This is a genomic window from Pseudomonas sp. H3_E04 (assembly GCF_054668915.1).
Window position 1 is genome coordinate 5,054,397 of the sequence record NZ_CP162797.1, and the last position, 25,356, is coordinate 5,079,752.

Consider the following 25,356-nt stretch of genomic DNA (forward strand, 5'->3'; position numbering starts at 1 on the left):
CGATTATCCCCTGTCTGGATGCAGGCCTATACTGCGAACCGGACAAACTGCCTCTGCATCCGGACAGCATGAACAGCAAACACATCGATCTGCTCGATTTCAGCGAACTGCCGTCAGCGGTGTATTTCCGCTACGCCGATTTCAATGCCCACGAATATGCCGCGCCACACCGGCACCCTTGGGGCACGCTGGAATATGCAGCCCATGGCGTATTGCACATGGATGTCGACGGCAGCCGCTTCATGTCGCCGCCGCAGTATGCGGTGTGGGTGCCGCCCGAGGTCGAGCACAGTTTCTACAGCCATCAGCCGGTCAACTATCGCGCGGTGTGTCTTGATCCGAGTGTTTGCAAACGGTTGCCGGCGCGCGCCTGCACATTGGCGATCAGCGATATTCTCAAAGCGATTCTCAAGGACTTCGCCGCCCGCGATGTGAAGATTCCCGAGCATGAGGCCGATCAGCGTCTGGCTCAGGTGCTGGTCGATCAACTGCAACAGGCACCGGTGCAGGAATGTTTCCTGCCGTATGCGAGCAGCCCGGGCTTGCTGATGATTCTCGAGGCCTTGCAGGCCGAGCCTGGCAACAATCAGCCTCTGGCGCACTGGGCGGCGCAAGTGCATGTCAGCGAGCGCACTCTGGCGCGGCAGTTCGTTCGTGAACTGGGCATGAGCTTTGGCGAATGGCGCCAGCGCTTGCGTTATCTGGCGGCGATCGAGGCGCTGGAGACCTCGCGCTCGGTGCAGGAAATCGCTTTCGACCTCGGCTACAGCAGCGGCTCGGCATTCATCGCCATGTTCGCCCGCCAGGCCGGTTGCACGCCTGAACAATATCGTCGCAGCCATCTCGAGGGCAGGAAGGTGTAACAAGCTTTGACTACACTGCGACAGAGGCCGCATCCATCGCTGCGGCAACAAGGAGAAAACTCCATGAAGATGTTGCGTGTGCCGTTGTTGATGATCGGGCTGCTTGTGTGTTCCCAGGGTTTCGCCGCCACGGCGCAACAGAACAAGATGACCACCTGCAATGCCGATGCGACCGCCAAGAGTTTGAAGGGCGATGAGCGCAAGGCGTTCATGAGCACCTGCCTGAAAGCGGCGCCTGCGGCCAACGATGGCAAGGAGCTGACGCCGCAGCAGCAGAAAATGACCACTTGCAATGCCTATGCAAAAACCAAGGCGCTGACCGGTGATGCGCGCAAGGCGTTCATGAGTGAGTGCCTGAAGAAGAAATAAGATCAAAAGATCGCAGCCTTCGGCAGCTCCTACACAAGACGCGATCCTGTGGGAGCTGCCGAAGGCTGCGATCTTTGCGGCTTGCCGGCCTCTTCGCGAGCAGGCTCGCTCCCACATTTGAAACGCGTACTCCTGTGGGAGCGAGCCTGCTCGTGAAAGCGCCGGTGAGTGCAGCGCCAATCCCAAGCCCCGCATATCCCTAGTGCTAACCCCGGATCGCTGGCAGACTGCCCATCCTTTCACGCCGTTCGTTTTGAGGCTGTATGCCAACGTTTTCTCAGCGTCATGTTGTGTTCTGGGTCAGTTGCATCATCATTTTTGGCGGACTCCTGCTGGTGCTGCCGCTGCGCCTGTTGCCGAGCCTGCTGGCCGGGTTGCTGGTGTTCGAGCTGGTCAACATGCTCACCCCGCAACTGCAACGGCTGATCGAAGGGCGGCGTGCGCGCTGGTTGGCGGTGGCGCTGCTCGGCACGCTGGTGGTGAGTGTGTTGGCGCTGATTTTCGCCGGGGCTATCAGTTTTCTCCTGCATGAAGCGGAAAACCCCGGCGCCTCGCTCGACAAATTCATGGGCGTGGTCGATCGCGCGCGCGGGCAATTGCCGCCGTTCATCGACGCCTATCTGCCGGCCAGCGCGGCGGAGTTTCGTGTAGCGATCGGCGAGTGGGCGAGCAAGCATCTGGCCGACCTGCAACTGGTCGGCAAGGACGCCGCGCACATGTTCGTCACCCTGCTGATCGGCATGGTCCTCGGCGCGATCATCGCCCTGCAGCGCATCCCCGACGTGACCAAGCGCAAGCCACTGGCCGCCGCTTTGTTCGACCGTTTGCATCTGCTGGTGCAGGCGTTTCGCAATATCGTCTTCGCGCAGATCAAGATTTCCCTGCTCAACACCGTATTCACCGGGATCTTCCTCGCGGTGATTCTGCCGATGTTCGGCATCAAGCTGCCGCTGACCAAAACCCTGATCGTGCTGACCTTCCTGCTCGGCCTGCTGCCGGTGATCGGCAACCTGATGTCGAACACGCTGATCACCATCGTCGGGCTGTCGCTGTCGATCTGGGTAGCGATCGCCGCGCTGGGCTATCTGATCGTTATCCACAAGCTCGAATACTTCCTCAACGCGCGCATCGTTGGCGGGCAGATCAGTGCCAAGTCGTGGGAATTGCTTCTGGCAATGCTGGTGTTCGAAGCCGCGTTCGGTTTGCCGGGAGTGGTGGCGGGGCCGATTTATTACGCGTACCTGAAGAGTGAGTTGAAGCTCGGAGGAATGGTCTAGAAAAGCAGCTTCGAGCTTCAAGCTTCAAGCTTCAAGCTGCAAGTAAAAAGCAGAAGCGAGAGCCGCAGTGGCTTTTGCTTTTGCTCTTACTTGCAGCTTGCAGCTTAAAACTTGCAGCTGCCCCTAAACGCCGTAGCGTTTGCGGGCTTCAATCGCCAGGCCGCTACCAATGCTGCCAAAGATGTTGCCTTCCACATGCCGCGCGTTCGGCAGCATTGCCGACACGCTGTTGCGCAGGGCCGGGATGCCGCTGGAGCCACCAGTGAAGAACACCGTGTCGACCTGGTCGACCGCCACGCCGGCATCGTTGAGCAATTGCGTAACGCTGCCGCGCACGCGCTCGAGCAAGGCTTCGATCGCCGATTCGAACAGCGCGCGGCTCAGCTCGACGCTCAGCCCGGCTTCGATGCGGTCCAGCGGCACGTGGCGGCTGTCGGCGTGCGTCAGCTGGATCTTCGTTTCTTCGACTTCCATCGCCAGCCAGTGCCCGGCGCGCTGTTCGATCAGCTTGAACAGGCGATCGATGCCGCCAGTGTCTTCGATGTCGTAGCGCATGCTGCCCAGCGCCAGCGTGGATTTCTGCGAGTACACCGAGTTGATCGTATGCCAGGTCGCCAGGTTCATGTGGTGGCTGGTCGGCATGTACGCGCCGCTTTTCATCCGGCTGCCGTAGCCGAACAGCGGCATCAGGCCTTGCAGGCTCAGCTGTTTATCGAAGTCGGTACCGCCGATGTGCACGCCGCCGGTGGCCAGAATATCGTCGTGACGGTTATCGACACCGCGCCGTTCGGGCGACAGGCGCACCAGCGAGAAGTCAGAGGTACCACCGCCGATGTCGACGATCAGCACCAACTCTTCTTTCTCGATGGTCGACTCGTAGTCGAACGCCGCCGCGATCGGTTCGTACTGGAACGACACGTCCTTGAAGCCGATTTTGCGCGCCACCTCGACCAGCGTGTCTTCGGCTTCCTGGTCGGCCAGCGGATCGTCATCGACGAAGAACACCGGACGGCCCAGCACCACTTGCTCGAATTCCCGACCGGCGGCGGTTTCGGCGCGGCTCTTGAGCTGGCCGATGAACAGCCCCAGCAGGTCCTTGAACGGCATCGCCGTGCCGAGGACGCTGGTGTCGTGCTTGATCAGCTTGGAGCCGAGCAGGCTTTTCAGCGAGCGCATCAGCCGGCCCTCGTAGCCTTCCAGATACTCGTGCAGGGCCAGGCGACCGTATACCGGGCGACGCTCCTCGATGTTGAAGAAGACCACCGACGGCAGGGTGATCTTGTCGTCTTCCAGCGCAATCATGGTGTCCATGCCGGGGCGCAGCCAGCCGACGGTTGAGTTGGACGTGCCGAAGTCGATGCCGCAGGCACGGGCTGGAGAGGCGTCTTTCATGTCTTTCGGATTCCGGTCAAAAAAACGGCCGCGCAGTGTATGTCAGTGCGCGGCAGATTCGAAGGCCGGTCATCCGCTATTTCGCCACATGGCAGGTTGAAAACCGCCGCTTTGCCCCAAACTTGCTGGCATGGGCCGGCAGACACACCGGCGGTCGCAAGAACCGCCGTCCACTGCCGATAAACTTCTGCGGCGCCACCCGGTCACAACCTTGAGATCGGTCAACCCGGCACGCGCCAATCGGGCGCACGCTGGTCTCGGCGCGAAATCGATAACGGATGGTGATCCTTCAATGGACTTCAAAGACTATTACAAGATACTCGGCGTGGAGCCGACAGCCGACGACAAGGCCATCAAGGCGGCCTATCGCAAGCTGGCGCGCAAATACCACCCCGATGTCAGCAAGGAAAAAGACGCCGAGGCCAAGTTCAAGGACGCCTCGGAAGCCTATGAAGCGCTGAAAAGTGCCGACAAGCGCGCCGAATACGACGAACTGCGCCGTTATGGCCAGCACGGTCAGCCGTTCCAGGGCCCACCGGGCTGGCAGAGCCGTGGCGGCTTCGGCGGTGGCGACACAGGCGACTTCTCGGACTTCTTCAGTTCGATCTTCGGCAATCGCGGCCCCGGTTTCGGTGGCGCCGAGAGCCGCCAATCACGCGGACGCCGAGGGCAAGACGTGGAAATGGAACTGCCGGTCTTCCTCGAAGAAACCCTGTCGAACGAATCGAAGAAAGTCACCTTTCAGGTGCCGCAATACAACGCGCATGGCCAGCACGTCAGCAACACCAGCAAGAGCCTGAACGTGAAGATTCCGGCCGGCGTTGCCGATGGCGAGCGGATTCGCCTGAAAGGCCAGGGCGCGCCGGGTATCGGTGGCGGGGCGAATGGCGATCTGTATCTGACCATCCGGTTTGCGCCGCACCCGAAATTCGATGTTGAAGGCGAGAACCTGATCATCACCCTGCCGCTGGCTCCATGGGAGTTGGCGCTGGGCACCGAAGTGGCCGTGCCAACCCTGACCGGCAAGATCAACCTCAAGGTTCCGGCCGGCAGCCAGAATGGCCAGCGCATGCGCGCCAAAGGCCATGGCCTGCTGAACAAGGCGGGCGAGCGCGGTTATCTGTTCGTGCAGCTCAAGGCCGTGATGCCGAAAGCGTCCGACGATGAGGTCAAGGCGCTGTGGCAGGAACTGGCGAAGAAAGCCGCGTTCAACCCGCGAGAGAACTTCTGAACCCGACGACGGAGTAGCCCATCATGAGCAGCCCCCTGATCGTTCAACTGGACCTGGCAGAATTCTGTGAGGCGGCCGATTTGTCGGACGTTTACGTGATCGAAATCGTCGAGCACGGCATCCTCGAACCTCAGGGTGCGCAGCCCCGGGAATGGCGCTTCACCGATTACGAGCTGGCGTTGGCCAAGCGCGCGGCGAAGCTGCGCCGGGATCTGGAGCTGGAATGGGAAGGCGTGGCGCTGGCGCTGGATCTGCTGGATGAGGTGAAGCAGTTGCGCGCCGAGAACCGCATGTTGCGCCAGCGGTTGGGGCGGTTGGTGGTGGAATAGCGCCTGACGTCCCCGTGTAGGAGCTGCCGAAGGCTGCGATCTTTTGATCTTTAATGAGGGTCAAGATCAAAAGATCGCAGCCTTCGGCAGCTCCTACAGGGATCGGTGTACGCGGGTCCCTGTGGGAGCGAGCCTGCTCGCGAAGAACGATAACGCGGTCTTTCTGACTCAACCTTGAAAAGGCCCCGCAGGGCCTTTTTTGTAGTCAGAACAGAAAATACCGCTGCGCCATCGGCAGTGTTTCCGCCGGCTCGCACCACAGCAACACGCCATCAGCCTTGACCTGATAAGTCTGCGGATCGACATCGATGTTCGGCAGATAGTCGTTGTGGATCAGGTCGGTTTTCTGCACGTCGCGGCAGCCTTTGACCACGCCGATTTTCTTCTTCAACCCCAACGCTTGCGGCAATCCCGCTTCGTGCGCCGCCTGGCTGATGAAGGTCAGGCTGGTGGCGTGCAGCGAGCCGCCATAGCTGGCGAACATCGGGCGATAGTGCACCGGTTGCGGCGTCGGAATCGAGGCGTTGGCATCTCCCATCAGGCTCGCGGCAATCGCACCGCCCTTGAGGATCAGCGTCGGTTTGACGCCGAAAAACGCCGGGCGCCACAGCACCAGGTCTGCCCATTTGCCAACTTCGATCGAACCGACTTCATGGCTGATGCCATGGGTGATTGCCGGGTTGATCGTGTATTTGGCGATGTAGCGTTTGGCGCGGAAGTTGTCGTTGCCTTCGCCGTCCTGGGGCAGCGGGCCGCGCTGTTTTTTCATCTTGTCGGCGGTCTGCCAGGTGCGCGTGATGACTTCGCCGACGCGGCCCATGGCCTGACTGTCGGAGCTGATCATCGAGAACGCGCCGAGGTCGTGGAGGATGTCTTCGGCGGCGATCGTTTCGCGGCGGATACGGCTTTCGGCAAACGCGACGTCTTCTGCGATGCTCGGGTCGAGGTGATGGCAGACCATCAGCATGTCGAGGTGTTCGTCGATGGTATTGCGGGTGAACGGCCGTGTCGGGTTGGTCGAGCTCGGCAGCACGTTGGGGAAACCACACGCCTTGATGATGTCTGGCGCGTGGCCGCCACCGGCGCCTTCGGTGTGATAGGTGTGGATGGTGCGGCCCTTGAATGCGCCGAGGGTGGTTTCGACGAAACCGGATTCGTTGAGGGTGTCGGTGTGGATGGCCACCTGCACATCGTACTGATCGGCAACGTTGAGGCAGTTGTCGATGCTCGCCGGGGTGGTGCCCCAGTCCTCGTGCAGTTTGAGGCCGATGGCGCCGGCCTTGACCTGTTCGATCAACGGCTCCGGCAGGCTGGCATTGCCTTTGCCGGTCAGGCCGATGTTCATCGGGAAGGCATCGGCGGCCTGGAGCATGCGCGCCAGATGCCACGGGCCGGACGTGCAGGTGGTGGCGTTGGTGCCGGTGGCCGGTCCCGTGCCGCCGCCGATCATGGTGGTGACGCCGCTCATCAGCGCTTCTTCGATCTGCTGCGGGCAGATGAAGTGGATGTGCGTGTCGATGCCGCCAGCGGTGAGGATCATGCCTTCGCCGGCAATCACTTCGGTACCGGCGCCGATGGCGATGGTCACGTTGGGCTGCACGTCGGGGTTGCCGGCCTTGCCGATCGCGGCGATGCGCCCGTCCTTGAGGCCGACGTCGGCCTTGACGATGCCCCAGTGGTCGATGATCAGCGCGTTGGTGATCAGCGTGTCGACCACTTCGGCGGCGAGCAACTGGCTCTGGCCCTGGCCGTCGCGGATGACTTTGCCGCCCCCGAATTTCACCTCTTCGCCGTAGGTGGTGAAGTCTTTTTCGACCTCGATCCACAGCTCGGTATCGGCCAGGCGCACCTTGTCGCCGACGGTGGGGCCGAACATGTCGGCGTAGGCGCTTCTAGAAATCTTCATGTGCTTGCCTTGGGATTCAATTGTTTTTGAGATCGCTCGCATAGCTCGCTATCGCAGCCTCGCTGCGCTCGACAGCTCCTACAGTCAGTGATCGGCTTGAGACCAGGTGACATTGGCAGGAGCTGCCGAAGGCTGCGATCTTTTCGGGGCTCGCCGATATCAGTCGAGATCACCCATGATGCGTCCGGCAAAGCCGAACACCCGGCGATGCCCGGCGTAATCGACCAGCTCGACTTCGCGGCTCTGGCCCGGCTCGAAGCGCACGGCGGTGCCGGCCGGAATGTTCAGGCGCATGCCGCGACTGGCGGCGCGATCAAAGGTCAGCGCGTCGTTGGTTTCGAAAAAGTGAAAGTGCGAACCGACCTGGATCGGCCGGTCGCCGCTGTTGGCGACTTTCAGGCTCACGGTGCGGCGGCCGACGTTGAGTTCGATGTCGCCGGGCTGGATCTGGTATTGGCCAGGAATCATCGCTGGGCTCCTTGCAGGACTTTGTAATAGAGAGCGGTCGGGCGATAGATGCCGTTGGGGTCGCAGGCGTAATCGGGAATTTCGCCGGCGCGCACATAGCCCAGTGCCTTGTAGAAATCTTCCGCCGGCGAGCCGGCCTCGGTGTCGAGATAGAGCATGCCGCGCTTGTGCTTGGGCGCTTCGAGTTCCAGCGCCTGCATCAGTTGCTGGCCGAGGCCACGGCGCCGCGCGTGTTCGCGCACCAGCAGTTTCTGCACTTCGGCGCGGTTCAGACCATTGGCCTTCTGGCACAGGCCCAGTTGCACGCTGGCCAGCACCTGCTCGTCCTTCACCACCACCCAGAGCAGCGTGCTGCCCTTGTTGATGTTGTCCTGCACCTCATCGAAATACGCGCGCGCCTGGGCGGCATCGAGGTCGGCCATGAAACCGACGCTGGCGCCGTAACCGACGGCGTCGAGCAGCAGATCGATCAGGCCCTGGCGATAGTGGGCAAAGCTCTCAGCGTTGACGCGGCGCAACTGGGCGGCGTTCATCGACATCACTCCTTGTGGGCATCCGGCGGCGGAGCGCCGGGATTGAGGGTCAGCTGCATGAAGGTCAGATCGAGCCAGCGGCCGAACTTGGTGCCGACTTGCGGCATCTGCCCGGTGATGCGGAAACCGGCGCGCTCGTGCAGGCGGATCGAAGCGGCGTTGCCGCTTTCGATGGCGGCAACCATGACGTGTTTGCCGCAGGTGCGAGCGCGTTCGATCAGCGCGGTCATCAGTTGCGGGCCGAGGCCGTTGCCGCGTTGATCGCTGCGCACATACACCGAGTGCTCGACGGTGTGGCGGAATCCGTCGAACGGCCGCCAGTCGCCGAACGAGGCGTAACCCAGCACCGCATTTTGACTGTCGACGATCACCAGAATCGGGTACGCCTGCAACTGACGCGCGTCGAACCATGCCTGGCGATTGCCGAGGTCGACCGCTTGTTCGTTCCAGATCGCCGTGGTGTTGAGCACGGCGTCGTTGTAGATGTCGCGGATCGCCGGCAGATCGGCCCGGCTGGCATCGCGAATGGTGTAAGTCATGGCGCGGCCTCAGACGATCGGCTGGTGAACGGTGACCAGTTTGGTGCCGTCGGGGAACGTCGCCTCGACCTGGATCTCCGGGATCATTTCCGGGATGCCTTCCATCACTTGCTCGCGGCTGAGCAGGGTAGTGCCGTAGTGCATCAGCTCGGCAACAGTCTGGCCGTCACGTGCACCTTCGAGCAGCGCGGCGGAGATGTAGGCCATGGCTTCCGGGTAGTTGAGTTTCACGCCACGGGCCAGCCGCCGCTCGGCGACGAGGCCGGCGGTGAAGATCAGCAGCTTGTCTTTTTCGCGTGGGGTCAGGTCCATTGTTGGAATCCAATATCGGCAGTTAAGAATGATCAGGTCGATCGCGATCTGTAGGAGCTGCCGAAGGCTGCGATCTTTTAATCTTGCTGTTAAAGATCAAGATCAAAAGATCGCAGCCTCGTTTCACTCGTCAGCTCCTACAGGGCAATGCATTTCAGGTGTTCCAGATTCGTGGGGGCATGGCCTCGCGTCCGAGCAGCGCAGGTCTGAGCAAACGCCATAACTCGATGAGCCAGGCGCGGGCGAGCAACGCTTCAGCGGCCAGACATCGCGCCACCAGCAACCCCGGCAATTGAGTCAAATCCCCACGCACCTCATGCCCCAGCGAGCGGCAGTGCTCCAGCAATGCGGCATCAATTTCACCGGTGACCAGCAGCGTCGCAAACACCGGATTGCCATCCAGTCCGATGGGCGAGTCGAGCAAACCATCGTTGCCGACAATGCGCTGCCGTTCGTGCCAGAGCAACCGGCCATCACGGCGGATATCCAGGTGCGCCTGGAAATGCCCAAGATCGAAACGCTCGCCGCTGGCCGGACGACCGAGCGCCACGACGTCCCAGTAGAACAGCCGCGCATCGCCTTCAAGCTCGATGGTCGTGCACAACTTGGCCTGCGCGGCGCTGTAGACGATGGTTTCCTGCGGCAGCCATTCCAGTGTCGCACCGGCAGCGACTTTCAAGTCGAGCTGCTGATACGCCGGCCCACCCGCGCGATACCACTTCGCCGCGCCGGGGCTGGTGATTTGCGCCCAGGCGTTGGCTTCGACGCGAGCGCTGATATCCAGACGATCACCACCGGCAATTCCGCCCGGCGGATGGACGATGATGTGCTGGCAGACCTCGGGGCCTTCGGCGTACAGATGCTTTTGCACGCGCAGCGGGCCGAGGTGGCGGCGCATGACCGGACGCGTGCAATCGCCGAAACGCGCGTAGGCCAGTTCCAGCTCGGCGTGCCAGCTCGGGGTAAACAGGGCAGGTGCAACAATCGAATTCATGGTTTGTGATTATCGTTAGGAAGCTACAGATTAGACCGCCGCGTTAGATCGTGACCAGCCCGCGTACACCCTCGGCCTCCATATTTTCACCGCGACCCTGCTGGACGATCTCGCCCCGCGACATCACCAGGTATTGATCGGCCAGTTCTGCAGCAAAGTCGTAGAACTGCTCGACCAGCAGAATTGCCATGTCACCGCGCGCCGCGAGCTGCTTGATCACCGCGCCGATTTCCTTGATCACCGAGGGTTGAATGCCTTCGGTCGGCTCATCGAGAATCAGCAGGCGCGGGCGGCTGGCCAGTGCCCGGCCGATCGCCAGTTGCTGTTGCTGACCGCCGGACAGATCGCCGCCACGGCGCTGCTTCATTTGTAGCAGCACCGGGAACAGTTCGTAGATGAAACCTGGAACTTCTTTGGCTTCTGAGCCTGGAAACCGCGACAGGCCCATCAGCAGATTTTCTTCCACGGTCAGGCGCCCGAAGATCTCACGACCCTGCGGCACGTAGGCGATGCCGGCATGCACGCGCTGATGCGGTTTGAACGCGGTAATCGGTTTGCCTTCCCAATTCACCGCGCCTTCCTTGGCCGGCAACAGGCCCATCAGGCATTTGAGCAGGGTGGTCTTGCCCACGCCGTTACGCCCGAGCAGGCAGGTGACTTCGCCGACTTTTACGTCAAACGAGAGACCGCGCAGGATGTGGCTACCGCCGTAGTACTGATGAAGTTGTTGGACCTGTAGCATCGGAACTCCGTTAGTTGGGCTTCAAGCCGCAAGCTGCAAGCTGCAAGCAAGAGCAGTGCTGTTTATGACTTTGCTTTTACTTGCTGCTTGAAGCTTGTCGCTTGCAGCTGGCCGATTCATCGGCCCAGGTAGACCTCGATCACCCGCTCGTTTTCCTGCACCTGTTCCAGCGAGCCCTCGGCCAGCACGCTGCCCTGATGCAGCACCGTGACGTGGTCGGCAATCGAGCCGACGAAACCCATGTCGTGCTCGACCACCATCAGTGAGTGCTTGCCGGCCAGCGATTTGAACAGTTCGGCGGTGAACTCGGTTTCGGCGTCGGTCATGCCCGCCACCGGTTCGTCGAGCAGGAGCAATTGCGGGTCCTGCATCAGCAGCATGCCAATCTCGAGGAACTGCTTCTGGCCGTGGGACAACAGGCCGGCCTGGCGATTGACCGAAGTGGTCAGGCGAATCGTCTCCAGCACTTCACTGATGCGGTCTCTCTGCTCGCCGCTCAGGCGCGCACGCAAACTGGCCCACACCGACTTGTCGGTCTTCTGCGCCAGCTCCAGGTTTTCAAACACGCTCAAGGCTTCGAACACCGTCGGCTTCTGGAATTTGCGGCCGATGCCGGACTGGGCAATCTGCACTTCGCTCATCTGCGTCAGGTCCAGGGTTTCACCGAACCAGGCCTTGCCGTGGCTGGGCCGGGTCTTGCCGGTGATCACGTCCATCAGCGTGGTCTTGCCCGCGCCGTTGGGGCCGATGATGCAGCGCAGCTCGCCGACGCCGATGTACAGGTTGAGATTGTTCAGCGCACGGAAGCCGTCAAAGCTGACGCTGATGTCTTCCAGGGTCAGGATCGTGCCGTGACGCGTATCGAGGCCGGGGCCGACACGCTGGCCAAGGCCGATCGAGTCGCGGCTGGTGCCTTCGTCCTTGTTCGGTTCCACGGGGAAAAACGCCGGTTCGAGCATGAATTCGGCACTCGCTGTGACTCTCATTGTTCACCTCGTTTCTTCAGCAGACCGATCACGCCTTTGGGCAGGTACAACGTCACGACGATGAACAGCGCGCCGAGGAAGAACAGCCAGTATTCCGGGAAGGCCACGGTGAACCAGCTCTTCATGCCGTTGACCACGCCGGCGCCGAGCAGCGGCCCGATCAGCGTGCCGCGCCCGCCGAGGGCGACCCACACCGCCGCTTCGATGGAGTTGGTCGGCGACATTTCGCTGGGGTTGATGATGCCGACCTGCGGCACATACAACGCGCCGGCCAGACCGCACAACACCGCGCTCAGCACCCAGACAAACAGCTTGAAACCGCGAGGATCGTAGCCGCAGAACATCAAACGGTTTTCCGCATCACGCAACGCCGTCAGCACCCGACCAAACTTGCTTTGCGCCAGGCGCCAGCCGATGAACAGGCTCGCCACCAGCAGCAACACCGTGGCCAGAAACAGCACCGCGCGGGTGCCCGGTTCGGTGATGCCGAAGCCGAGAATGGTGCGGAAATTGGTGAAGCCGTTGTTACCGCCAAACCCGGTCTCGTTGCGGAAAAACAGGAGCATGCCGGCGAAGGTCAGGGCCTGGGTCATGATCGAGAAATACACGCCCTTGATCCGCGAACGGAAGGCGAAAAAGCCGAACACCAGCGCCAGCAAACCCGGCGCCATCACCACCAGACACATGGCCCAGAGGAAGCTGCTGGTGCCGGTCCAGTACCACGGCAATTCGCTCCACGACAGGAAGGTCATGAACGCCGGCAAGCCATCGCCGGCGGCCTGACGCATCAGGTACATGCCCATCGCATAACCGCCGAGGGCGAAGAACAGACCGTGGCCCAGCGACAGCAGGCCGGCGTAACCCCAGACCAGATCCAGCGCCAGGGCGACGATGGCGTAGCAGAGGATTTTGCCGACCAGGGTCAGCGTGTAGGCCGAGACGTGCAGGGCATTGTCTGGTGCGAGCAGTGACAGCAGCGGCAGAACGATCAGCAGTGCGAGGATCACCCCACCGACCGCGAGCGTGACTTTCGGCCCGGCCTTTTGCGTGGCCGTGACTAACAGAGGCTGGTTCATCAGTCGATCACCCGTCCTTTCAGTGCGAAGAGGCCTTGCGGACGTTTCTGAATGAACAGAATGATCAGCGCGAGGATCAGGATTTTGCCGAGCACCGCACCGATCTGCGGTTCGAGAATCTTGTTGGCGATGCCCAGGCCAAATGCGGCGAGCACGCTCCCGGCCAATTGGCCGACGCCGCCGAGCACCACCACCAGGAACGAGTCGATGATGTAGCTCTGGCCAAGGTCGGGACCGACGTTGCCGATCTGGCTCAGCGCCACGCCGCCCAAGCCGGCGATGCCCGAGCCGAGGCCGAAGGCGAGCATATCGACGCGCCCGGTCGGCACGCCGCAGCAGGCGGCCATGTTGCGGTTCTGGGTGACGGCGCGGACATTGAGACCGAGGCGGGTCTTGTTCAGCAGCAGCCAGGTCAGCACCACCACGAACAATGCGAAAGCGATGATGACGATGCGGTTGTACGGCAGCACCAGATTGGGCAGCACTTGGATGCCGCCGGACAGCCACGCCGGGTTGGCCACTTCAACGTTCTGCGCGCCGAACACCAGCCGCACCAGTTGGATCAGCATCAGGCTGATGCCCCAGGTCGCGAGCAGGGTTTCCAGCGGCCGACCGTAGAGGTGGCGGATGACCGTACGCTCCAGCGCCATGCCGATGGCGGCAGTGACGAAAAACGCCACTGGCAGCGCAATCAGCGGATAGAACTCGATGGCCTGCGGCGCGTAGCGCTGGAACATCAACTGCACGACGTAGGTCGAGTAGGCACCGAGCATCAGCATCTCGCCGTGGGCCATGTTGATCACCCCGAGCAGGCCGAAGGTGATCGCCAGACCGAGGGCGGCGAGCAGCAGAATCGAGCCCAGCGACATGCCGCTGAACGCCTGGCCGAGCACCTCGCCGATCAGCAGTTTGCGTTTGACCTGAGCGAGGCTGGTTTCGGCGGCGGTGCGCACCCCGGCATCGCTTTCCACGCCCGGTTCGAGCAGACCTTCAAGGCGCGTGCGTGCCAGCGGGTCGCCGGTTTCACCGAGCAATCGCACCGCCGCAAGGCGCACCGCCGGGTCGCTGTCGACCAGTTGCAGGTTGGCCAGCGCCAGGCTCAGGGCGGCATGCACGCTTTCATCTTTTTCCCCAGCGAGCTGCTGGTCGAGAAATCTCAGCTGCGCTGGTTTCGCGCTTTTCTGCAATTGCTGCGCGGCGCTCAGACGGAGTTTGGCGTCGGCGGCGAGCAATTGATGGCTGGCCATGGCGGTGTCGATCAGACCCCGCAGGCGATTGTTCAGGCGCAGGGTTTTTTGCTGGCCGTCGATGTTCAATTCGCCTTGTTGCAGGGCGTTGAGCAATTCGATACGGGCCGGATCGGGCTGCGCGGCCCAGGCTTCCAGCAGTTTGGCCTGTTGCATCGGATTGGCCGCGACGAATTCTTCGGCGTCGCCGGCGTGGGCCAGGAGTGGCAGCAACAGTGCGATGGCACAGATAAATCGGAAAAGGGCAGTGGGCATAGTCAGTCGCCTTGACGCGGACATTGTGGGAGCGAGCCTGCTCGCGAAGGCGGTCTGTCAGTCACATGGATATTGGATGCGCCGACGTCTTCGCGAGCAAGCCCGCTCCCACAGGGGGATTGTGTCGGTCTCACGCCAGGCGCGAGACTGACATCCGGTGACTCAGTTGCTCTTCACCGCATAATCCGGCTTCTTGTCGTTGCCCTGAATGAACGGGCTCCACGGTTGTGCGCGGATCGGGCCTTCGGTCTGCCACACGACGTTGAACTGACCGTCGCTCTGGATCTCACCGATCATCACTGGCTTGTGCAGGTGGTGGTTGGTCTTGTCCATGGTCAACGTGTAACCGGACGGCGCAGCAAAGGTCTGCCCGGCCAGCGCCTCGCGAACCTTGTCGACGTCGGTGGATTTGGCTTTCTCGACTGCCTGCGCCCACATGTGGATGCCGACGTAGGTGGCTTCCATCGGGTCGTTGGTCACGGCTTTATCGGCGCCCGGCAGGTTGTGTTTCTTCGCGTAGGCTTTCCAGTCCGCGACGAATTTCTTGTTCGCAGGATTCTCCACCGACTCGAAGTAGTTCCACGCCGCGAGGTTGCCCACCAGCGGTTTGGTGTCGATGCCGCGCAACTCTTCCTCACCGACCGAGAACGCCACCACCGGTACATCGGTAGCCTTCAGGCCCTGGTTGGCCAGCTCTTTGTAGAACGGCACGTTGGAGTCGCCATTGACGGTCGAGATGACGGCAGTCTTGCCTCCGGCGGAGAACTTTTTGATGTTGGCGACAATGGTCTGGTAATCGCTGTGACCGAACGGCGTGTAAACCTCTTCGATGTCCTTGTCGGCTACGCCTTTGGAGTGCAGGAACGCGCGCAGGATCTTGTTGGTGGTGCGCGGGTAGACGTAGTCGGTGCCGAGCAGGAAATAGCGCTTGGCGCTGCCGCCTTCTTCGCTCATCAGGTATTCAACGGCGGGGATCGCTTGCTGGTTCGGCGCGGCGCCGGTGTAGAAGACGTTCGGCGACATCTCTTCACCTTCGTATTGCACCGGGTAGAACAGCAGACCGTTGAGCTCTTCGAACACCGGCAGTACCGATTTGCGCGACACCGAGGTCCAGCAGCCGAACACCACCGCGACCTTGTCCTGGGTCAGCAACTGCCGACCTTTCTCGGCGAACAGCGGCCAGTTGGAAGCGGGGTCGACCACCACCGGCTCGAGCATCTTGCCGTTCACGCCGCCCTTGGCGTTGATCTCGTCGATGGTCATCAGCGCCATGTCCTTGAGCGACGTTTCGGAGATCGCCATGGTTCCGGACAACGAGTGCAGAATCCCGACCTTGATGGTCTCGGCAGCCTGGACAGTCCAGGTCATGCCCATCGCGGCAATGGATGCCGTGAGTGTGAAAGCCTTGATCAAACTGCGACGCTTCATTGTGCGATCTCCATGAACATTCGATTTTTTTTGATTGGCAGATGCGGACGACTGAAGGGGGTTTTGCAAAGGCTGTGCCCGGTCGCGATCAGGCAGGGAAATGTCGTGTTAGAGCGGTTATACGTAGTGATGGCGCACCAGGAAGGAACGCGCAGTGGGGGGTGGTGCGATCAAGTGCTTCATTGTGGTGCTACCGCAACGCGGCAGTGGCTTTAAGCAGGACTCAGTCCACGCCGGGGAAGGAGTCGACATACTTGATAGTGAAATCGGGGAAGGAGTCGACGACCTGGATTTTGTAATCCGGGAAGCTGTCGACGGTTTTCCACTTGCCTGCGGAATCCGGGAATGAGTCGACTTTCTTCACCTTCAGATCGGGAAACGAATCCACCACTTTCACTTTGTAATCAGGAAAGCTGTCGACGAACTTGATCTTGCCGTAAATCCGCGAGACATCGACCGTCGTATCGGCTTGCACTGAACCACAAGCCAACACCAACAACGACAGGGCAACCGTTTTGCGCATGACACTCATCCCGAGACTTGAAAAGGGCACGTAGTCTAGATCAGCACTCGGGACGGGATACATCAACTTCTGCAGGAGCTGCCGCAGGCTGCCCTGCAGAAGTTGATTCATGATGAAGCCGAGGTGGATTCGGTTTGCTTACGCAGCCGCGACAGCAGCAGTCGATCCAGTAACCACACCACCACCAGCGAAGCCCCTACCAGCGGAAACACCACCGCCAGCACCAGCATGATCGCCACGCCGGTTTTCCATGTCGGTAAATCATGGCGCAGCGGCGGCACGCCGAACTTGCCTTCGGGACGCCGCTTCCACCAGATCACCACGCCGCTGACGGCGCTGAGCAGAATCATCAGGCAGATCAGCAGGACGACGATCTGGTTGAAGGTGCCGAACATCTTGCCCTCATGGAGCATCACGCCGATTTCCGTGGCGCGCGCGACGGTGCCGTAGTGCTCGAAGCGCACATCGGCGAGGACCTTGCCGGTGTACTGATCGACGTGCAGGGTGGCGTCGTTACGCGGATCATCGGCGAACACGGCAATGGTGAACACGCCGGTGGCAGTGGTCGGCAGCGTGATGCTGTAGCCGGGCTCGACCTTGCGTTCGCGGGCGATGTTCTGCACGTCCTGCAGGCTGATGGCGGGGGCAGCAGGGCCGGCGTGAGCGTTGCCGTGGTTCATGTGTTCGGCGTGGTCGCCGGACATCGGCATCGGCGTGTTTTCCATCGCCCATGGCACGGTCTGGCGAGTGGCGCTGTTGAGGCTGCGCGCCTCGATGTCGGAGGTTGGCACGTTGTTCCACATCGCCGCCGGGAACACGTTCCACACCTGCGCGTATTGCTTGCCCCAGAAACCGGTCCAGGTCATGCCGCTGAGTAACATCACCAGCAACAATGTCGCGCCCCAGAACCCGGTGACCGCATGCAGATCGCGCCACAATACCCGCCCGCGACTGCTCAGGCGCGGCCACAGAATGCCCGCCGCCTGACCGCGCGGCCACCATAGAAACAGCCCAGAGACCACCAGCACCACGCCCCAGCCAGCAGCCATTTCGATCAGCCGATCACCGACGGTGCCGATCATCAATTCGCCGTGGATCGCACGGGCGATGGCTTGCAGATTCTGCTTGGCATCCTGCTCGCCGAGGATGTCGCCGTGATACGGATCGACGAATACATTGAGTTCGTGGCCAGCGTTTTTCAGCACGAATTGCGCGCTGCGCTCGGCATTCACCGGCGGCAGGTACTGGGTGACCTGGCCCTGCGGATAGGCAGCTTTCACCCGTTGCAGCAAGTCATCGGCCGGCACCGTATGGTGCCCCGCCGGTACTTCGAGCAGGCTGCTGTACATCAGCGAATCGAGCTGCGGTTTGAACAGATAAATGATCCCGGTCAGGGCCAGCATCACCATGAACGGCGCGACGAACAGCCCGGCATAGAAATGCCAGCGCCAGGCCAGGCTGTAGAAATTGGGTTGAGGCTTTTGCATCACGTGTGCTCCGCTTGGCTGGGTTCTTTTCGTTGTCTGTTTACCTGTGGGAGCGAGCCTGCTCGCGAAGGCGTCATGCCAGACGACATCACTGCTGAATGCGCCGGCCTCTTCGCGAGCAGGCTCGCCCCCACATGGGTGTTTGTCAGAAACTCATATCGACTTTGGTCCAGAGCGTGCGCCCCGGTTCATTAATTGCCTGTGGGTCATTGGCCGGGTAGCCGAACCCGGCGTTGCCGGCCAGATTCAGGTGCTCGGCGTAGGTTTTGCCGAACAGGTTGTCGACGCCGCTGCTGACCTTCCAGTGCTGGTTGATGCGGTACGCGCCGTTGAGCGAAAACACGCCGAAGCCCGAGCTCTGGGCGTAATCCTTGCCGACCACGTTGCCCTTGTTCGCGTCGATGCGGTGCTGCGCGGCGACCACTCGCCACAATGCGCCGGCGCTCCAGTTGTCCTGGCTGTAGCTCACGCCGAAACGCGCATCCAGCGGCGGCATCTGTGGCAGGGCCGAGCCGTCGCTGCTGTTCTTGCCCCAGGCGTAGGCCAGGGTCGCATCGGCTTTCCAGTTGTCGGTGAGGTTGTAGGCAGCACCGAGTTCGCCACCCATGATCCGCGCGTCGATGTTCTCGGCGCGCGAGGTGCTCATGCCCATCACCCCGGGCGTGTAGTCGAACAGGATGTAATTGCGCACCACGCCGACATAGCCCGAGGCCCAGGCTTGGAGGTCGGCGCTTTTGTAGTTCACGCCAAAGTCGAATTGCGTGGTCTTTTCCGGTTTGATCGAGTCGAAGGCATTGACCGATCCTGCCGGGCCGGACTTGGGCGAAAACAACTCCCAGTAATCCGGGAAGCGTTGCGCATGGCCGAGGCCGGCGTAGAGCGTGGTCGGGCTGTCGGCGAGGTCATGCTCGTAACGGATGAAGCCGCTTGGCAACGTGTCGGCGCGGCTGTCGTCGGCGGTCGGGTTGGGCCGAGCCATCATTCCCGACCCTATGGTTTGCGGATAATCCTTGGCCGAGGCGCGATCGACCCGCGCGCCAGTGATCAAGCGATCACGCTCGGCGGCGTACCAGGTCATTTCGCTGAACACGCCGTAATTGTGGAAATCGGCGTCCTTGCTGTACGGCAGTTGCTTGTAGGTATCGATACCCATCGCACTGCGCTGACGGTGCTCGTTGGTCTGCGCATCCAGCCCGGTGATCAGTTGAATATCCGCCCAACGCCAGGTCGCCTTGAGCCGCGCGCCGAGGGTGCGCCGGTCGACGTTGGACGCCATGGGCCCGGCCATCATCCCGGTGCCGGACGGTGTGCGCAGGGTGTAGTTGTCCATCACATGATCGGCGTAGTTGTAATAGACCTGCGCCTCGAGTTTTTCCAGCGCCTCACTGATATTGGATCTCTCGAAACGCAGGCCGAGGCTTTCGCGCAAAAACTGCGAGCCGTCCATGCCTCGCCCGGCATATCGGGCTTCGCCGTCGCCCTTGCCGGCGGTGAGTTCGATCAGGGTGTCGGCATCCGGCGTCCAGCCCAGCGCAATATCGCCGTTCCACTTGTCGTAGCGCGAGGCGACGATGTCGTTGTTGCCGTCGCGGTAATCGTCGGAATGCGCCGTGTTGCCGATGACTCGCACGTAACCCAGAGGGCCGCCGGCAGCCGCGTCGACGACTTTGTCGAAACGACCGTGGGAACCGGCCAGCACGCTGGCATTCACCCGTGTACCGAGTTCGCCGAAGCTCTCCGGCTCACGGTCGAACAGCACCGTACCGGCCGATGCACCCGGCCCCCACAGGACCGTCTGCGGGCCTTTGATCACCGTGAGTTTGTCGTAGGTTTCCGGCGAAATGTATGAGGTTGGCGCGTCCATGCGGCCGGGGCAGGCGCCAAGCATCATGCTGCCGTTGGTGAGGATGTTCAGTCGCGAACCGAACATTCCGCGCAGCACCGGATCGCCGTTGGTGCCGCCATTGCGCACCAGAGCGAAGCCGGGAATGGTCTTCAGGTAATCGCCACCGTCACTGGCCGGCACCGGTTGGCGCGGATCCTTGGGGTTGGTGACGATCGTCAGTGGTGAGCTCGGGGCAATGGCAGTGATCACCGTCGGGCTCAGTTCATTTTCGTGGCTCGCGTGATCATCAGCCAACGCCAGCGGTGTCAGCAGCAGGCCGCAAAGGACGGCAATAGCTTGCCTGCAACGAATCCGCGATTCATTCAGGGCAAAGTGCGCGCGGGCAGATTCCGCGCAGGGGACAGCAGTAAACCTGGACATGACAATTTCCATCGAACAGTCGTAAACACCACGGCCGGCAGCCTGGAGCTGTCTTCTCAACCGTGTGCAATCAGAGGTGCGTGTTTACGTGGCGATGGGCGGGGCGCGGGTGCGGGCGCCGGGGAAGAATGGATGGCGGGCATGGCCCAGACGCGGGGAGGGTGGGGTGAAGGTGTTCGGTGGCGGGATGTTGAAAGCGACGAAATCGCCGCCGCCGGTCAGTGCCGGGCAATTGAACAGCAGGCTGCAATAGCCGCACTTTTCCCACAGCACGTGATGCGAAGATTGCGGCGGGCAATGCTCGGCCGCAGGCTGGGCTGCATGACCGCTGTGATCCATGCCGGGCATGTCCATCGACATGTCCATGCCCATTGGCACCGATGTCGAGGCGTGTTGATCCATCGGCATCGACTGAGAAATCAGTGGACCGATGAAAATCATCAGCATGGCGAACAGGGCGATCCAGCTGCCACGCGTCAGCGCTTGAGTCTGACGGTGATGCGGGACGGGCCTGGCGCGCAACGGACGCATGGGCGAAGTCAGCCGAAACGGTTACTGAGCGTGCACGTGGCCCTGGGCGGATTCCGGCGCTTTCTTCTGCACGGCAACTTCAACGCTGACGTCACCTGCCTTTTCGAAATGCAGGGTCATCGGGAAACGCTTGCCGTCGCTGAGCAGGCTGCGATCGCTCGGGTTGAGCAGCATCACGTGGTAAGCCATCGGCGCGAAGGTCACGGTGCCACCGGCAGGAATTTCCACGCTTGGCACTTGCTGCATCTTCATCAGATCGCCCTGCATCAGGTGCTCGTGCAACTGCGCTTGTGCAGCAATGGGCGAGTCGACGCTGAGCAGGCGATCGGCGCTTTTGCCGGTGTTGTGAATGATGAAATAGGCGGCGACGGTCGGCGCATTCGGCGGCAGTTCTTGCGACCACGGATGGGCGATCTCCAGCGCACCGACTTTATATTCATGGGCATGGGCGAAGCACACCGGCAAAAGCAGCGCAGCGAGGACGAAGAGTTTCTTCAACATGGCAGTTCTCCAGAACGATTTGGAACGCGGATCAGTGGCGCGAACAAATCAGACCAGAGGGGAGGCACGGGGATTGAGACTCGGCCATTGCTGGCGCGGCGTCGGGGCTTGCAGGGAGATGGGCGCAACGCTGCGGTTGCTTTCAAATTGCGCGAAATACAGCTGCGGCGAATGCCCCGGCAGCGCCAGCAATGGCGCCCCACCTGAGCAACACCAGCAGTGCTGCATGTTCGAATGGCTGTCGTTCTGCGGGGTCTTCTGATCCGTGGCACCGATGTCGATCGCCACCATCTTCATGCCGCTGCCGGTGCAGAAACTGCTCCACAGGATCTGCTCGGCCGGTGAACTGGCCGCCTGCGCCATCGCCCCGCTCAGCGGCATGGCGAGCATGTTGAACAGCACTGCAAGGCAGGCGATCCAGGCAAATGCTAACCGGCGTCGGTTCATGGGACAGGTCCGTTGGGTGGGCGATCAGGCGCGGCCCATTTAGCCTGATCAGGGCCGATAAGTAAAAAAGCGTCGTGCGGTTTGGTGTCGCAGTGCTTGCTGCAAAAGTTGTAACAGTCTGCGCCCCGTTTCGATTTCGCCGCTGTGAATGAGTGTAGCGGCTTCGACTCGCAATGCCTGGGCGAAATCCGCATCGGTCTCTATTCGTGCTCGTGTGGTCTGCATAACGTCTCGATCTGCTGCTCGGTTAAGTTGCCCATCTCCCGAGTCTTCCAGTTCACAGCCCTTGATGTATTGGCACAGATCCGCTGGGGTTTTCAGGTAGTCCCGAACGTCAAAAGGAAGAAATTTCTCTGACATTGAATATCACGCCTTTGAGTTCAAAGGCCGAAGGGTAAGTGGTGTGCCTGAACGCTGAAAGTCGGTGTTGTTTTGAATTTATGTGGGTGGTGTCTGGCCGGGTTGTAGGAATCGAGACATAAATTCCGCCGAGCCGGAGTCATGTGGGAGCGAGCCTGCTCGCGAAAGCGCTGTGTCAGACAATGGAAGGCTACTGGTGCTGACGTCTTCGCGAGCAGGCTCGCTCCCACATAGGGCCGTGCCGATTCAGTGGGAAAGAGCAGCGAGGACTTCAGCGACTGATTCAAACTCCTGATCAACCCCCGGCAACCCCGGGCGCTTCAACACCAGCACCGGCACGCCGCACTCGCGCGCCACTTCGAGCTTCGGCTCGGTGGCGGTGCTGCCGCTGTTCTTGCTGATCAATACATCGATCTGTCGGCGCTCGAATAGCGCTCGCTCGTCTTCCAGCAAAAACGGGCCGCGTGCGCCGATCACTTCGCAGCGCGCGTTGCCGGGACAGGCGTCGAGGGCGCGCAGGGTCCAGAACTGGTGGGCGGGGATTTCCTCGAGGTGTTGCAGCGGTTCGCGGCCGAGGGTGAACAGCGGGCGGTGGAACGGTTCGAGGGCGGCGATGAGTTCTGCCCAGTCACTGACCTCACGCCAGTCATCGCCCGCTTGCGGCTGCCACGCCGGGCGGCGCAAGGCCCAGCAGGGGATGCCGGCGAGCTGTGCCGCGCGGGCGGCGTTGGCACTGATTTGCGCGGCGTACGGGTGCGTAGCGTCGAGCAGCAGATCGACGCTTTCATCAGCGATGAACTGCGCCAGACCCTCAGCACCTCCATAGCCGCCAACCCTGACCTGGCAGCGCAAATCGCTCGGCACCCGGCCAACGCCGGCGAGGCTGTAGATATGTTGCGGGCCGAGCGTGCGGGCAATCGCCAGCGCTTCAGTGACACCGCCGAGCAGCAGGATCCGCTTCATATAAAACCTCCGGCATGCCCGACAATCCCGCCCTGACGATCAATGGCAAACACCTCGACCTGCACCTGCGCCGGCACCACACTGCGGGCGAAATTCAGCGCATGGCGACATACCTCATCACCCAAAGCAATCCCCGCCGCACTGGCCATGGCCAAGGCTTGTTGGCTGGTGTTGGCCTCACGAATGCCCTGTTGCAATACCGCATCCGCGCCAAGCGCCGCCGCCCACTGCGCCAATTGCGGCAAGTCGATGCTCGAATGTCGTGAGTGCAGATCCATATGTCCCGCGGCGAGCTTGCTGATCTTGCCGAAACCGCCGCACAGACTGAGTTTATCCACGGGTACTTTGCGCAGGTGCTTGAGCACCGCACCGACGAAGTCGCCCATTTCGATCAGGGCGATTTCCGGCATATCGTAGACACGACGCATGGTGTCCTCGCTGGCGTTGCCGGTGCACGCGGCGATGTGCAGATAACCGTTGGTTTTCGCTACATCGATGCCCTGATGAATCGAGGCGATATAGGCGGCGCAGGAAAACGGCCGGACGATGCCGCTGGTGCCGAGGATCGACAGGCCGCCAAGAATGCCCAACCGTGGATTCATGGTTTTCAGCGCCAGTTCTGCGCCGCCCTCGACATTGACTGTGACGTCAAAGCCGCCGCCGTAACCGGTTTCGGCGGCGAGCAAGGCCAGATGATCACTGATCATTTTACGCGGCACCGGATTGATTGCCGGCTCGCCAACGGCCAATACCAGACCGGGTCGGGTCACCGTGCCGACGCCGACGCCGGCGTTGAAGCGCATTCCCGGTTCGGCGCACAGTCGCACCTGTGAATAAAGCAGGGCGCCATGGGTGACGTCGGGGTCATCGCCGGCATCCTTGATCGTGCCGGCCTCGGCGCCGGCCTCGCTCAGGCGACAGAACTCCAGGCGCATCTGCACCTGTTTGCCCTTGGGCAACGTGATCTGCACCGCGTCGGCGCTGACGCCGGTGAGCAACAGGCGCGCGGCGGCGAGGCTGGTGGCGGTGGCGCAGCTGCCGGTGGTGAGGCCGCTGCGCAGGGGCGCGGGTTGTTCGGCGGTTTCGTCACGCATCGTGGGGTTTGACCAGATCGAGCAAGGTGATCGGCAAGGCCTGACGCCAAGTGTCGAACTCGCCGAGCGGCTGAGCCTGCGCGACATGAACGCGTGTCAGTTCGCCGCCGTATTGTTCGCGCCAATGCATCAGGGTGACTTCGCTTTGCAGCGTCACGGCGTTGGCCACCAGACGGCCGCCGGGCTTGAGCTGTTCCCAGCAGGCTTCGAAAACACCCTCGCGGGTGACGCCGCCGCCGATAAACACAGCGTCCGGCCGTTCGAGGCTATCCAGCGCTTGCGGCGCCTTGCCACGGATCAGTTGCAGGCCGGGCACGCCCAGCGCATCGCGATTGTGTTCGATCAATTGCTGACGACCCTCGTCGGCCTCCACCGCGATGGCGCGGCAACTCGGATGGGCGCGCATCCACTCGATACCGATCGAGCCGCTGCCGGCGCCGACATCCCAAAGCAGTTCACCGGGCGTCGGCGCCAAGCGTGCGAGGGTGATAGCGCGCACGTCGCGCTTGGTCAGTTGGCCATCGTGGCGGAATGCCGAATCGGGCAAACCGGCGAGGCGCGACAGGCGCGGCGCCGTGGCATCGGCCAGACACTCGATGGCAATGATATTGAGGTCGGCTATCGGCGCTCCGGTCCAAGCGTTGGCGGTACTGTCGATGCGCCGCTCGGTGTCGCCGCCAAGGTGTTCAAACACACTCAGGCGACTTGGGCCGAAGCCGCGGTCACGAAGCAATTGTGCAACCGCCGCCGGGCTCTGGCCGTCGTTACTCAGGCATAACAGGCGCACGCCACCGAACAACTGCGCATTGAGGGCCGCCAACGGTCGGGCCACCAACGACAGCGTGACCACTTCCTGCAACGGCCAGCCGAGGCGCGCCGCCGCCAGCGAACAGGATGACGGCGCAGGCAGGATCAGCATCTCTTCGCTGGGTACCTGCCGGGCGAGGCTGGCACCGACGCCGTAGAACATCGGGTCACCACTGGCCAGCACGCAGACGGCTTCGCCACGCTGCGCCAGCACCGGCGCAAGGGAAAAGGGCCGCGGCCACAGTTGTCGTTCACCACGTATACACGCCGGCAGCAAATCCAGCTGACGCTGGCCGCCGACGATCCGCGAGGCGCCCATCAGGGCTCGCCGGGCGTTTTTGCCAAGACCCTTAAAGCCATCTTCAGTTACGCCTACAACTGTCAGCCAAGTGCTCATGCCGTTCCTCACGCGCGTGCTTTTACCGGTCAA

At 61.8% G+C, this 25,356-nt stretch carries 27 protein-coding genes; 5 read left to right on the forward strand and 22 right to left on the reverse strand.

Features of this window, described 5'->3' with window-relative positions; all coding sequences use genetic code 11:
* Positions 1–68 precede the first annotated feature (68 nt).
* From AB4N53_RS22725 to AB4N53_RS22735, 3 genes are all read left to right on the forward strand, one after another.
* Positions 69–863, forward strand: a complete 795-nt coding sequence (locus AB4N53_RS22725) for an AraC family transcriptional regulator (RefSeq protein WP_460123502.1) — start codon at positions 69–71, stop codon at positions 861–863.
* A gap of 63 nt (positions 864–926) precedes the next feature.
* Positions 927–1,232 (forward strand): PsiF family protein, encoded by a 306-nt coding sequence (locus AB4N53_RS22730; RefSeq protein ID WP_460123505.1) that lies wholly within the window; start codon positions 927–929, stop codon positions 1,230–1,232.
* A gap of 263 nt (positions 1,233–1,495) precedes the next feature.
* Positions 1,496–2,509, forward strand: a complete 1,014-nt coding sequence (locus AB4N53_RS22735; RefSeq protein ID WP_101158351.1) for an AI-2E family transporter — start codon at positions 1,496–1,498, stop codon at positions 2,507–2,509.
* Between the two features lie 123 nt (positions 2,510–2,632).
* Here the strand turns inward: AB4N53_RS22735 and AB4N53_RS22740 are convergent, their stop codons facing one another.
* Positions 2,633–3,901 (reverse strand): Hsp70 family protein, encoded by a 1,269-nt coding sequence (locus AB4N53_RS22740; RefSeq protein WP_122699771.1) that lies wholly within the window; start codon positions 3,899–3,901, stop codon positions 2,633–2,635.
* A 292-nt stretch (positions 3,902–4,193) separates the two neighbouring features.
* Here AB4N53_RS22740 and AB4N53_RS22745 point away from each other — a divergent pair, with 292 nt between their 5' ends.
* Both AB4N53_RS22745 and AB4N53_RS22750 read left to right on the forward strand, forming a co-directional pair.
* Positions 4,194–5,132, forward strand: coding sequence for a DnaJ C-terminal domain-containing protein (locus AB4N53_RS22745; RefSeq protein ID WP_460123510.1), 939 nt, complete (start codon positions 4,194–4,196; stop codon positions 5,130–5,132).
* Positions 5,133–5,155: 23 nt separating this feature from the next.
* Positions 5,156–5,461, forward strand: coding sequence for a chaperone modulator CbpM (locus AB4N53_RS22750; RefSeq protein ID WP_016771896.1), 306 nt, complete (start codon positions 5,156–5,158; stop codon positions 5,459–5,461).
* Between the two features lie 205 nt (positions 5,462–5,666).
* On the opposite strand, the gene ureC is transcribed toward AB4N53_RS22750, so the two are convergent.
* The 21 genes from ureC to cbiE form a co-directional block, all read right to left on the reverse strand.
* Positions 5,667–7,367 (reverse strand): urease subunit alpha, encoded by a 1,701-nt coding sequence (gene ureC / locus AB4N53_RS22755; protein WP_460123513.1) that lies wholly within the window; start codon positions 7,365–7,367, stop codon positions 5,667–5,669.
* Between the two features lie 159 nt (positions 7,368–7,526).
* Positions 7,527–7,835 carry an urease subunit beta gene (locus AB4N53_RS22760; protein ID WP_016771893.1) on the reverse strand — a complete coding sequence of 103 codons (309 nt, stop codon included), beginning with the start codon at positions 7,833–7,835 and terminating at the stop codon, positions 7,527–7,529.
* Positions 7,832–8,368: a GNAT family N-acetyltransferase gene (locus tag AB4N53_RS22765; RefSeq protein WP_460123516.1), complete on the reverse strand. Its 537-nt coding sequence runs from the start codon at positions 8,366–8,368 to the stop codon at positions 7,832–7,834. Before AB4N53_RS22765 ends, AB4N53_RS22760 begins: the two co-directional genes overlap by 4 nt.
* A gap of 5 nt (positions 8,369–8,373) precedes the next feature.
* A complete protein-coding gene (locus AB4N53_RS22770) occupies positions 8,374–8,907 on the reverse strand; it encodes an N-acetyltransferase family protein (RefSeq protein WP_460123519.1) in 534 nt (177 codons plus the stop codon).
* 9 nt (positions 8,908–8,916) lie between these two features.
* Positions 8,917–9,219, reverse strand: coding sequence for an urease subunit gamma (gene ureA, locus AB4N53_RS22775; protein WP_003221215.1), 303 nt, complete (start codon positions 9,217–9,219; stop codon positions 8,917–8,919).
* A 154-nt stretch (positions 9,220–9,373) separates the two neighbouring features.
* Complete coding sequence (locus tag AB4N53_RS22780) at positions 9,374–10,213, reverse strand: urease accessory protein UreD (protein WP_460123522.1); 840 nt, start codon at positions 10,211–10,213, stop codon at positions 9,374–9,376.
* 43 nt (positions 10,214–10,256) lie between these two features.
* Positions 10,257–10,955, reverse strand: coding sequence for an urea ABC transporter ATP-binding subunit UrtE (urtE, locus tag AB4N53_RS22785; protein WP_460123525.1), 699 nt, complete (start codon positions 10,953–10,955; stop codon positions 10,257–10,259).
* Between the two features lie 116 nt (positions 10,956–11,071).
* Complete coding sequence (urtD, locus tag AB4N53_RS22790; protein WP_460123528.1) at positions 11,072–11,941, reverse strand: urea ABC transporter ATP-binding protein UrtD; 870 nt, start codon at positions 11,939–11,941, stop codon at positions 11,072–11,074.
* A complete protein-coding gene (gene urtC, locus AB4N53_RS22795; RefSeq protein ID WP_460123530.1) occupies positions 11,938–13,017 on the reverse strand; it encodes an urea ABC transporter permease subunit UrtC in 1,080 nt (359 codons plus the stop codon). The genes urtD and urtC overlap by 4 nt, the downstream gene beginning before the upstream one ends.
* Complete coding sequence (gene urtB / locus AB4N53_RS22800; RefSeq protein WP_460123534.1) at positions 13,017–14,519, reverse strand: urea ABC transporter permease subunit UrtB; 1,503 nt, start codon at positions 14,517–14,519, stop codon at positions 13,017–13,019. The genes urtC and urtB overlap by 1 nt, the downstream gene beginning before the upstream one ends.
* 162 nt (positions 14,520–14,681) lie before the next feature.
* Positions 14,682–15,947 (reverse strand): urea ABC transporter substrate-binding protein, encoded by a 1,266-nt coding sequence (gene urtA / locus AB4N53_RS22805; protein ID WP_056787644.1) that lies wholly within the window; start codon positions 15,945–15,947, stop codon positions 14,682–14,684.
* Positions 15,948–16,170: 223 nt separating this feature from the next.
* Entirely contained in the window at positions 16,171–16,470 is a 300-nt protein-coding gene (locus AB4N53_RS22810) for a hypothetical protein (protein ID WP_460123537.1), read from the reverse strand.
* Positions 16,471–16,577: 107 nt separating this feature from the next.
* The gene (locus tag AB4N53_RS22815) at positions 16,578–17,957 is read right to left on the reverse strand and encodes a PepSY-associated TM helix domain-containing protein (RefSeq protein WP_460123540.1); all 1,380 of its coding nucleotides are present in this window, start codon (positions 17,955–17,957) and stop codon (positions 16,578–16,580) included.
* A gap of 145 nt (positions 17,958–18,102) precedes the next feature.
* Positions 18,103–20,223: a TonB-dependent copper receptor gene (locus AB4N53_RS22820; RefSeq protein WP_460123543.1), complete on the reverse strand. Its 2,121-nt coding sequence runs from the start codon at positions 20,221–20,223 to the stop codon at positions 18,103–18,105.
* 84 nt (positions 20,224–20,307) lie between these two features.
* Entirely contained in the window at positions 20,308–20,754 is a 447-nt protein-coding gene (locus tag AB4N53_RS22825; RefSeq protein WP_460123546.1) for a DUF2946 domain-containing protein, read from the reverse strand.
* Positions 20,755–20,775: 21 nt separating this feature from the next.
* A complete protein-coding gene (locus AB4N53_RS22830; protein WP_460123549.1) occupies positions 20,776–21,255 on the reverse strand; it encodes a copper chaperone PCu(A)C in 480 nt (159 codons plus the stop codon).
* Between the two features lie 48 nt (positions 21,256–21,303).
* Positions 21,304–21,702, reverse strand: a complete 399-nt coding sequence (locus AB4N53_RS22835) for a DUF2946 domain-containing protein (RefSeq protein ID WP_460123552.1) — start codon at positions 21,700–21,702, stop codon at positions 21,304–21,306.
* A 48-nt stretch (positions 21,703–21,750) separates the two neighbouring features.
* Positions 21,751–22,062, reverse strand: coding sequence for a hypothetical protein (locus AB4N53_RS22840; RefSeq protein ID WP_460123555.1), 312 nt, complete (start codon positions 22,060–22,062; stop codon positions 21,751–21,753).
* Positions 22,063–22,308: 246 nt separating this feature from the next.
* Positions 22,309–23,025 carry a cobalt-precorrin-6A reductase gene (locus AB4N53_RS22845; RefSeq protein WP_460123558.1) on the reverse strand — a complete coding sequence of 239 codons (717 nt, stop codon included), beginning with the start codon at positions 23,023–23,025 and terminating at the stop codon, positions 22,309–22,311.
* Positions 23,022–24,119: a cobalt-precorrin-5B (C(1))-methyltransferase gene (locus AB4N53_RS22850; RefSeq protein WP_460123561.1), complete on the reverse strand. Its 1,098-nt coding sequence runs from the start codon at positions 24,117–24,119 to the stop codon at positions 23,022–23,024. The genes AB4N53_RS22845 and AB4N53_RS22850 overlap by 4 nt, the downstream gene beginning before the upstream one ends.
* Positions 24,112–25,323: a precorrin-6y C5,15-methyltransferase (decarboxylating) subunit CbiE gene (gene cbiE, locus AB4N53_RS22855; protein ID WP_460123564.1), complete on the reverse strand. Its 1,212-nt coding sequence runs from the start codon at positions 25,321–25,323 to the stop codon at positions 24,112–24,114. The genes AB4N53_RS22850 and cbiE overlap by 8 nt, the downstream gene beginning before the upstream one ends.
* Between the last annotated feature and the right edge of the window lie 33 nt (positions 25,324–25,356).

What these genes read in the sequence shown, in the direction of transcription:
- AB4N53_RS22725 (WP_460123502.1), top strand. Translation starts at nt 69, where the DNA reads ATGAACAGCAAACACATCGATCTGCTCGATTTCAGCGAACTGCCGTCA.
- AB4N53_RS22730 (WP_460123505.1), top strand. Translation starts at nt 927, where the DNA reads ATGAAGATGTTGCGTGTGCCGTTGTTGATGATCGGGCTGCTTGTGTGT.
- AB4N53_RS22735 (WP_101158351.1), top strand. Translation starts at nt 1,496, where the DNA reads ATGCCAACGTTTTCTCAGCGTCATGTTGTGTTCTGGGTCAGTTGCATC.
- AB4N53_RS22740 (WP_122699771.1), bottom strand. Translation starts at nt 3,901, where the DNA reads ATGAAAGACGCCTCTCCAGCCCGTGCCTGCGGCATCGACTTCGGCACG.
- AB4N53_RS22745 (WP_460123510.1), top strand. Translation starts at nt 4,194, where the DNA reads ATGGACTTCAAAGACTATTACAAGATACTCGGCGTGGAGCCGACAGCC.
- AB4N53_RS22750 (WP_016771896.1), top strand. Translation starts at nt 5,156, where the DNA reads ATGAGCAGCCCCCTGATCGTTCAACTGGACCTGGCAGAATTCTGTGAG.
- ureC (WP_460123513.1), bottom strand. Translation starts at nt 7,367, where the DNA reads ATGAAGATTTCTAGAAGCGCCTACGCCGACATGTTCGGCCCCACCGTC.
- AB4N53_RS22760 (WP_016771893.1), bottom strand. Translation starts at nt 7,835, where the DNA reads ATGATTCCTGGCCAATACCAGATCCAGCCCGGCGACATCGAACTCAAC.
- AB4N53_RS22765 (WP_460123516.1), bottom strand. Translation starts at nt 8,368, where the DNA reads ATGAACGCCGCCCAGTTGCGCCGCGTCAACGCTGAGAGCTTTGCCCAC.
- AB4N53_RS22770 (WP_460123519.1), bottom strand. Translation starts at nt 8,907, where the DNA reads ATGACTTACACCATTCGCGATGCCAGCCGGGCCGATCTGCCGGCGATC.
- ureA (WP_003221215.1), bottom strand. Translation starts at nt 9,219, where the DNA reads ATGGACCTGACCCCACGCGAAAAAGACAAGCTGCTGATCTTCACCGCC.
- AB4N53_RS22780 (WP_460123522.1), bottom strand. Translation starts at nt 10,213, where the DNA reads ATGAATTCGATTGTTGCACCTGCCCTGTTTACCCCGAGCTGGCACGCC.
- urtE (WP_460123525.1), bottom strand. Translation starts at nt 10,955, where the DNA reads ATGCTACAGGTCCAACAACTTCATCAGTACTACGGCGGTAGCCACATC.
- urtD (WP_460123528.1), bottom strand. Translation starts at nt 11,941, where the DNA reads ATGAGAGTCACAGCGAGTGCCGAATTCATGCTCGAACCGGCGTTTTTC.
- urtC (WP_460123530.1), bottom strand. Translation starts at nt 13,017, where the DNA reads ATGAACCAGCCTCTGTTAGTCACGGCCACGCAAAAGGCCGGGCCGAAA.
- urtB (WP_460123534.1), bottom strand. Translation starts at nt 14,519, where the DNA reads ATGCCCACTGCCCTTTTCCGATTTATCTGTGCCATCGCACTGTTGCTG.
- urtA (WP_056787644.1), bottom strand. Translation starts at nt 15,947, where the DNA reads ATGAAGCGTCGCAGTTTGATCAAGGCTTTCACACTCACGGCATCCATT.
- AB4N53_RS22810 (WP_460123537.1), bottom strand. Translation starts at nt 16,470, where the DNA reads ATGCGCAAAACGGTTGCCCTGTCGTTGTTGGTGTTGGCTTGTGGTTCA.
- AB4N53_RS22815 (WP_460123540.1), bottom strand. Translation starts at nt 17,957, where the DNA reads ATGCAAAAGCCTCAACCCAATTTCTACAGCCTGGCCTGGCGCTGGCAT.
- AB4N53_RS22820 (WP_460123543.1), bottom strand. Translation starts at nt 20,223, where the DNA reads ATGTCCAGGTTTACTGCTGTCCCCTGCGCGGAATCTGCCCGCGCGCAC.
- AB4N53_RS22825 (WP_460123546.1), bottom strand. Translation starts at nt 20,754, where the DNA reads ATGCGTCCGTTGCGCGCCAGGCCCGTCCCGCATCACCGTCAGACTCAA.
- AB4N53_RS22830 (WP_460123549.1), bottom strand. Translation starts at nt 21,255, where the DNA reads ATGTTGAAGAAACTCTTCGTCCTCGCTGCGCTGCTTTTGCCGGTGTGC.
- AB4N53_RS22835 (WP_460123552.1), bottom strand. Translation starts at nt 21,702, where the DNA reads ATGAACCGACGCCGGTTAGCATTTGCCTGGATCGCCTGCCTTGCAGTG.
- AB4N53_RS22840 (WP_460123555.1), bottom strand. Translation starts at nt 22,062, where the DNA reads ATGTCAGAGAAATTTCTTCCTTTTGACGTTCGGGACTACCTGAAAACC.
- AB4N53_RS22845 (WP_460123558.1), bottom strand. Translation starts at nt 23,025, where the DNA reads ATGAAGCGGATCCTGCTGCTCGGCGGTGTCACTGAAGCGCTGGCGATT.
- AB4N53_RS22850 (WP_460123561.1), bottom strand. Translation starts at nt 24,119, where the DNA reads ATGCGTGACGAAACCGCCGAACAACCCGCGCCCCTGCGCAGCGGCCTC.
- cbiE (WP_460123564.1), bottom strand. Translation starts at nt 25,323, where the DNA reads ATGAGCACTTGGCTGACAGTTGTAGGCGTAACTGAAGATGGCTTTAAG.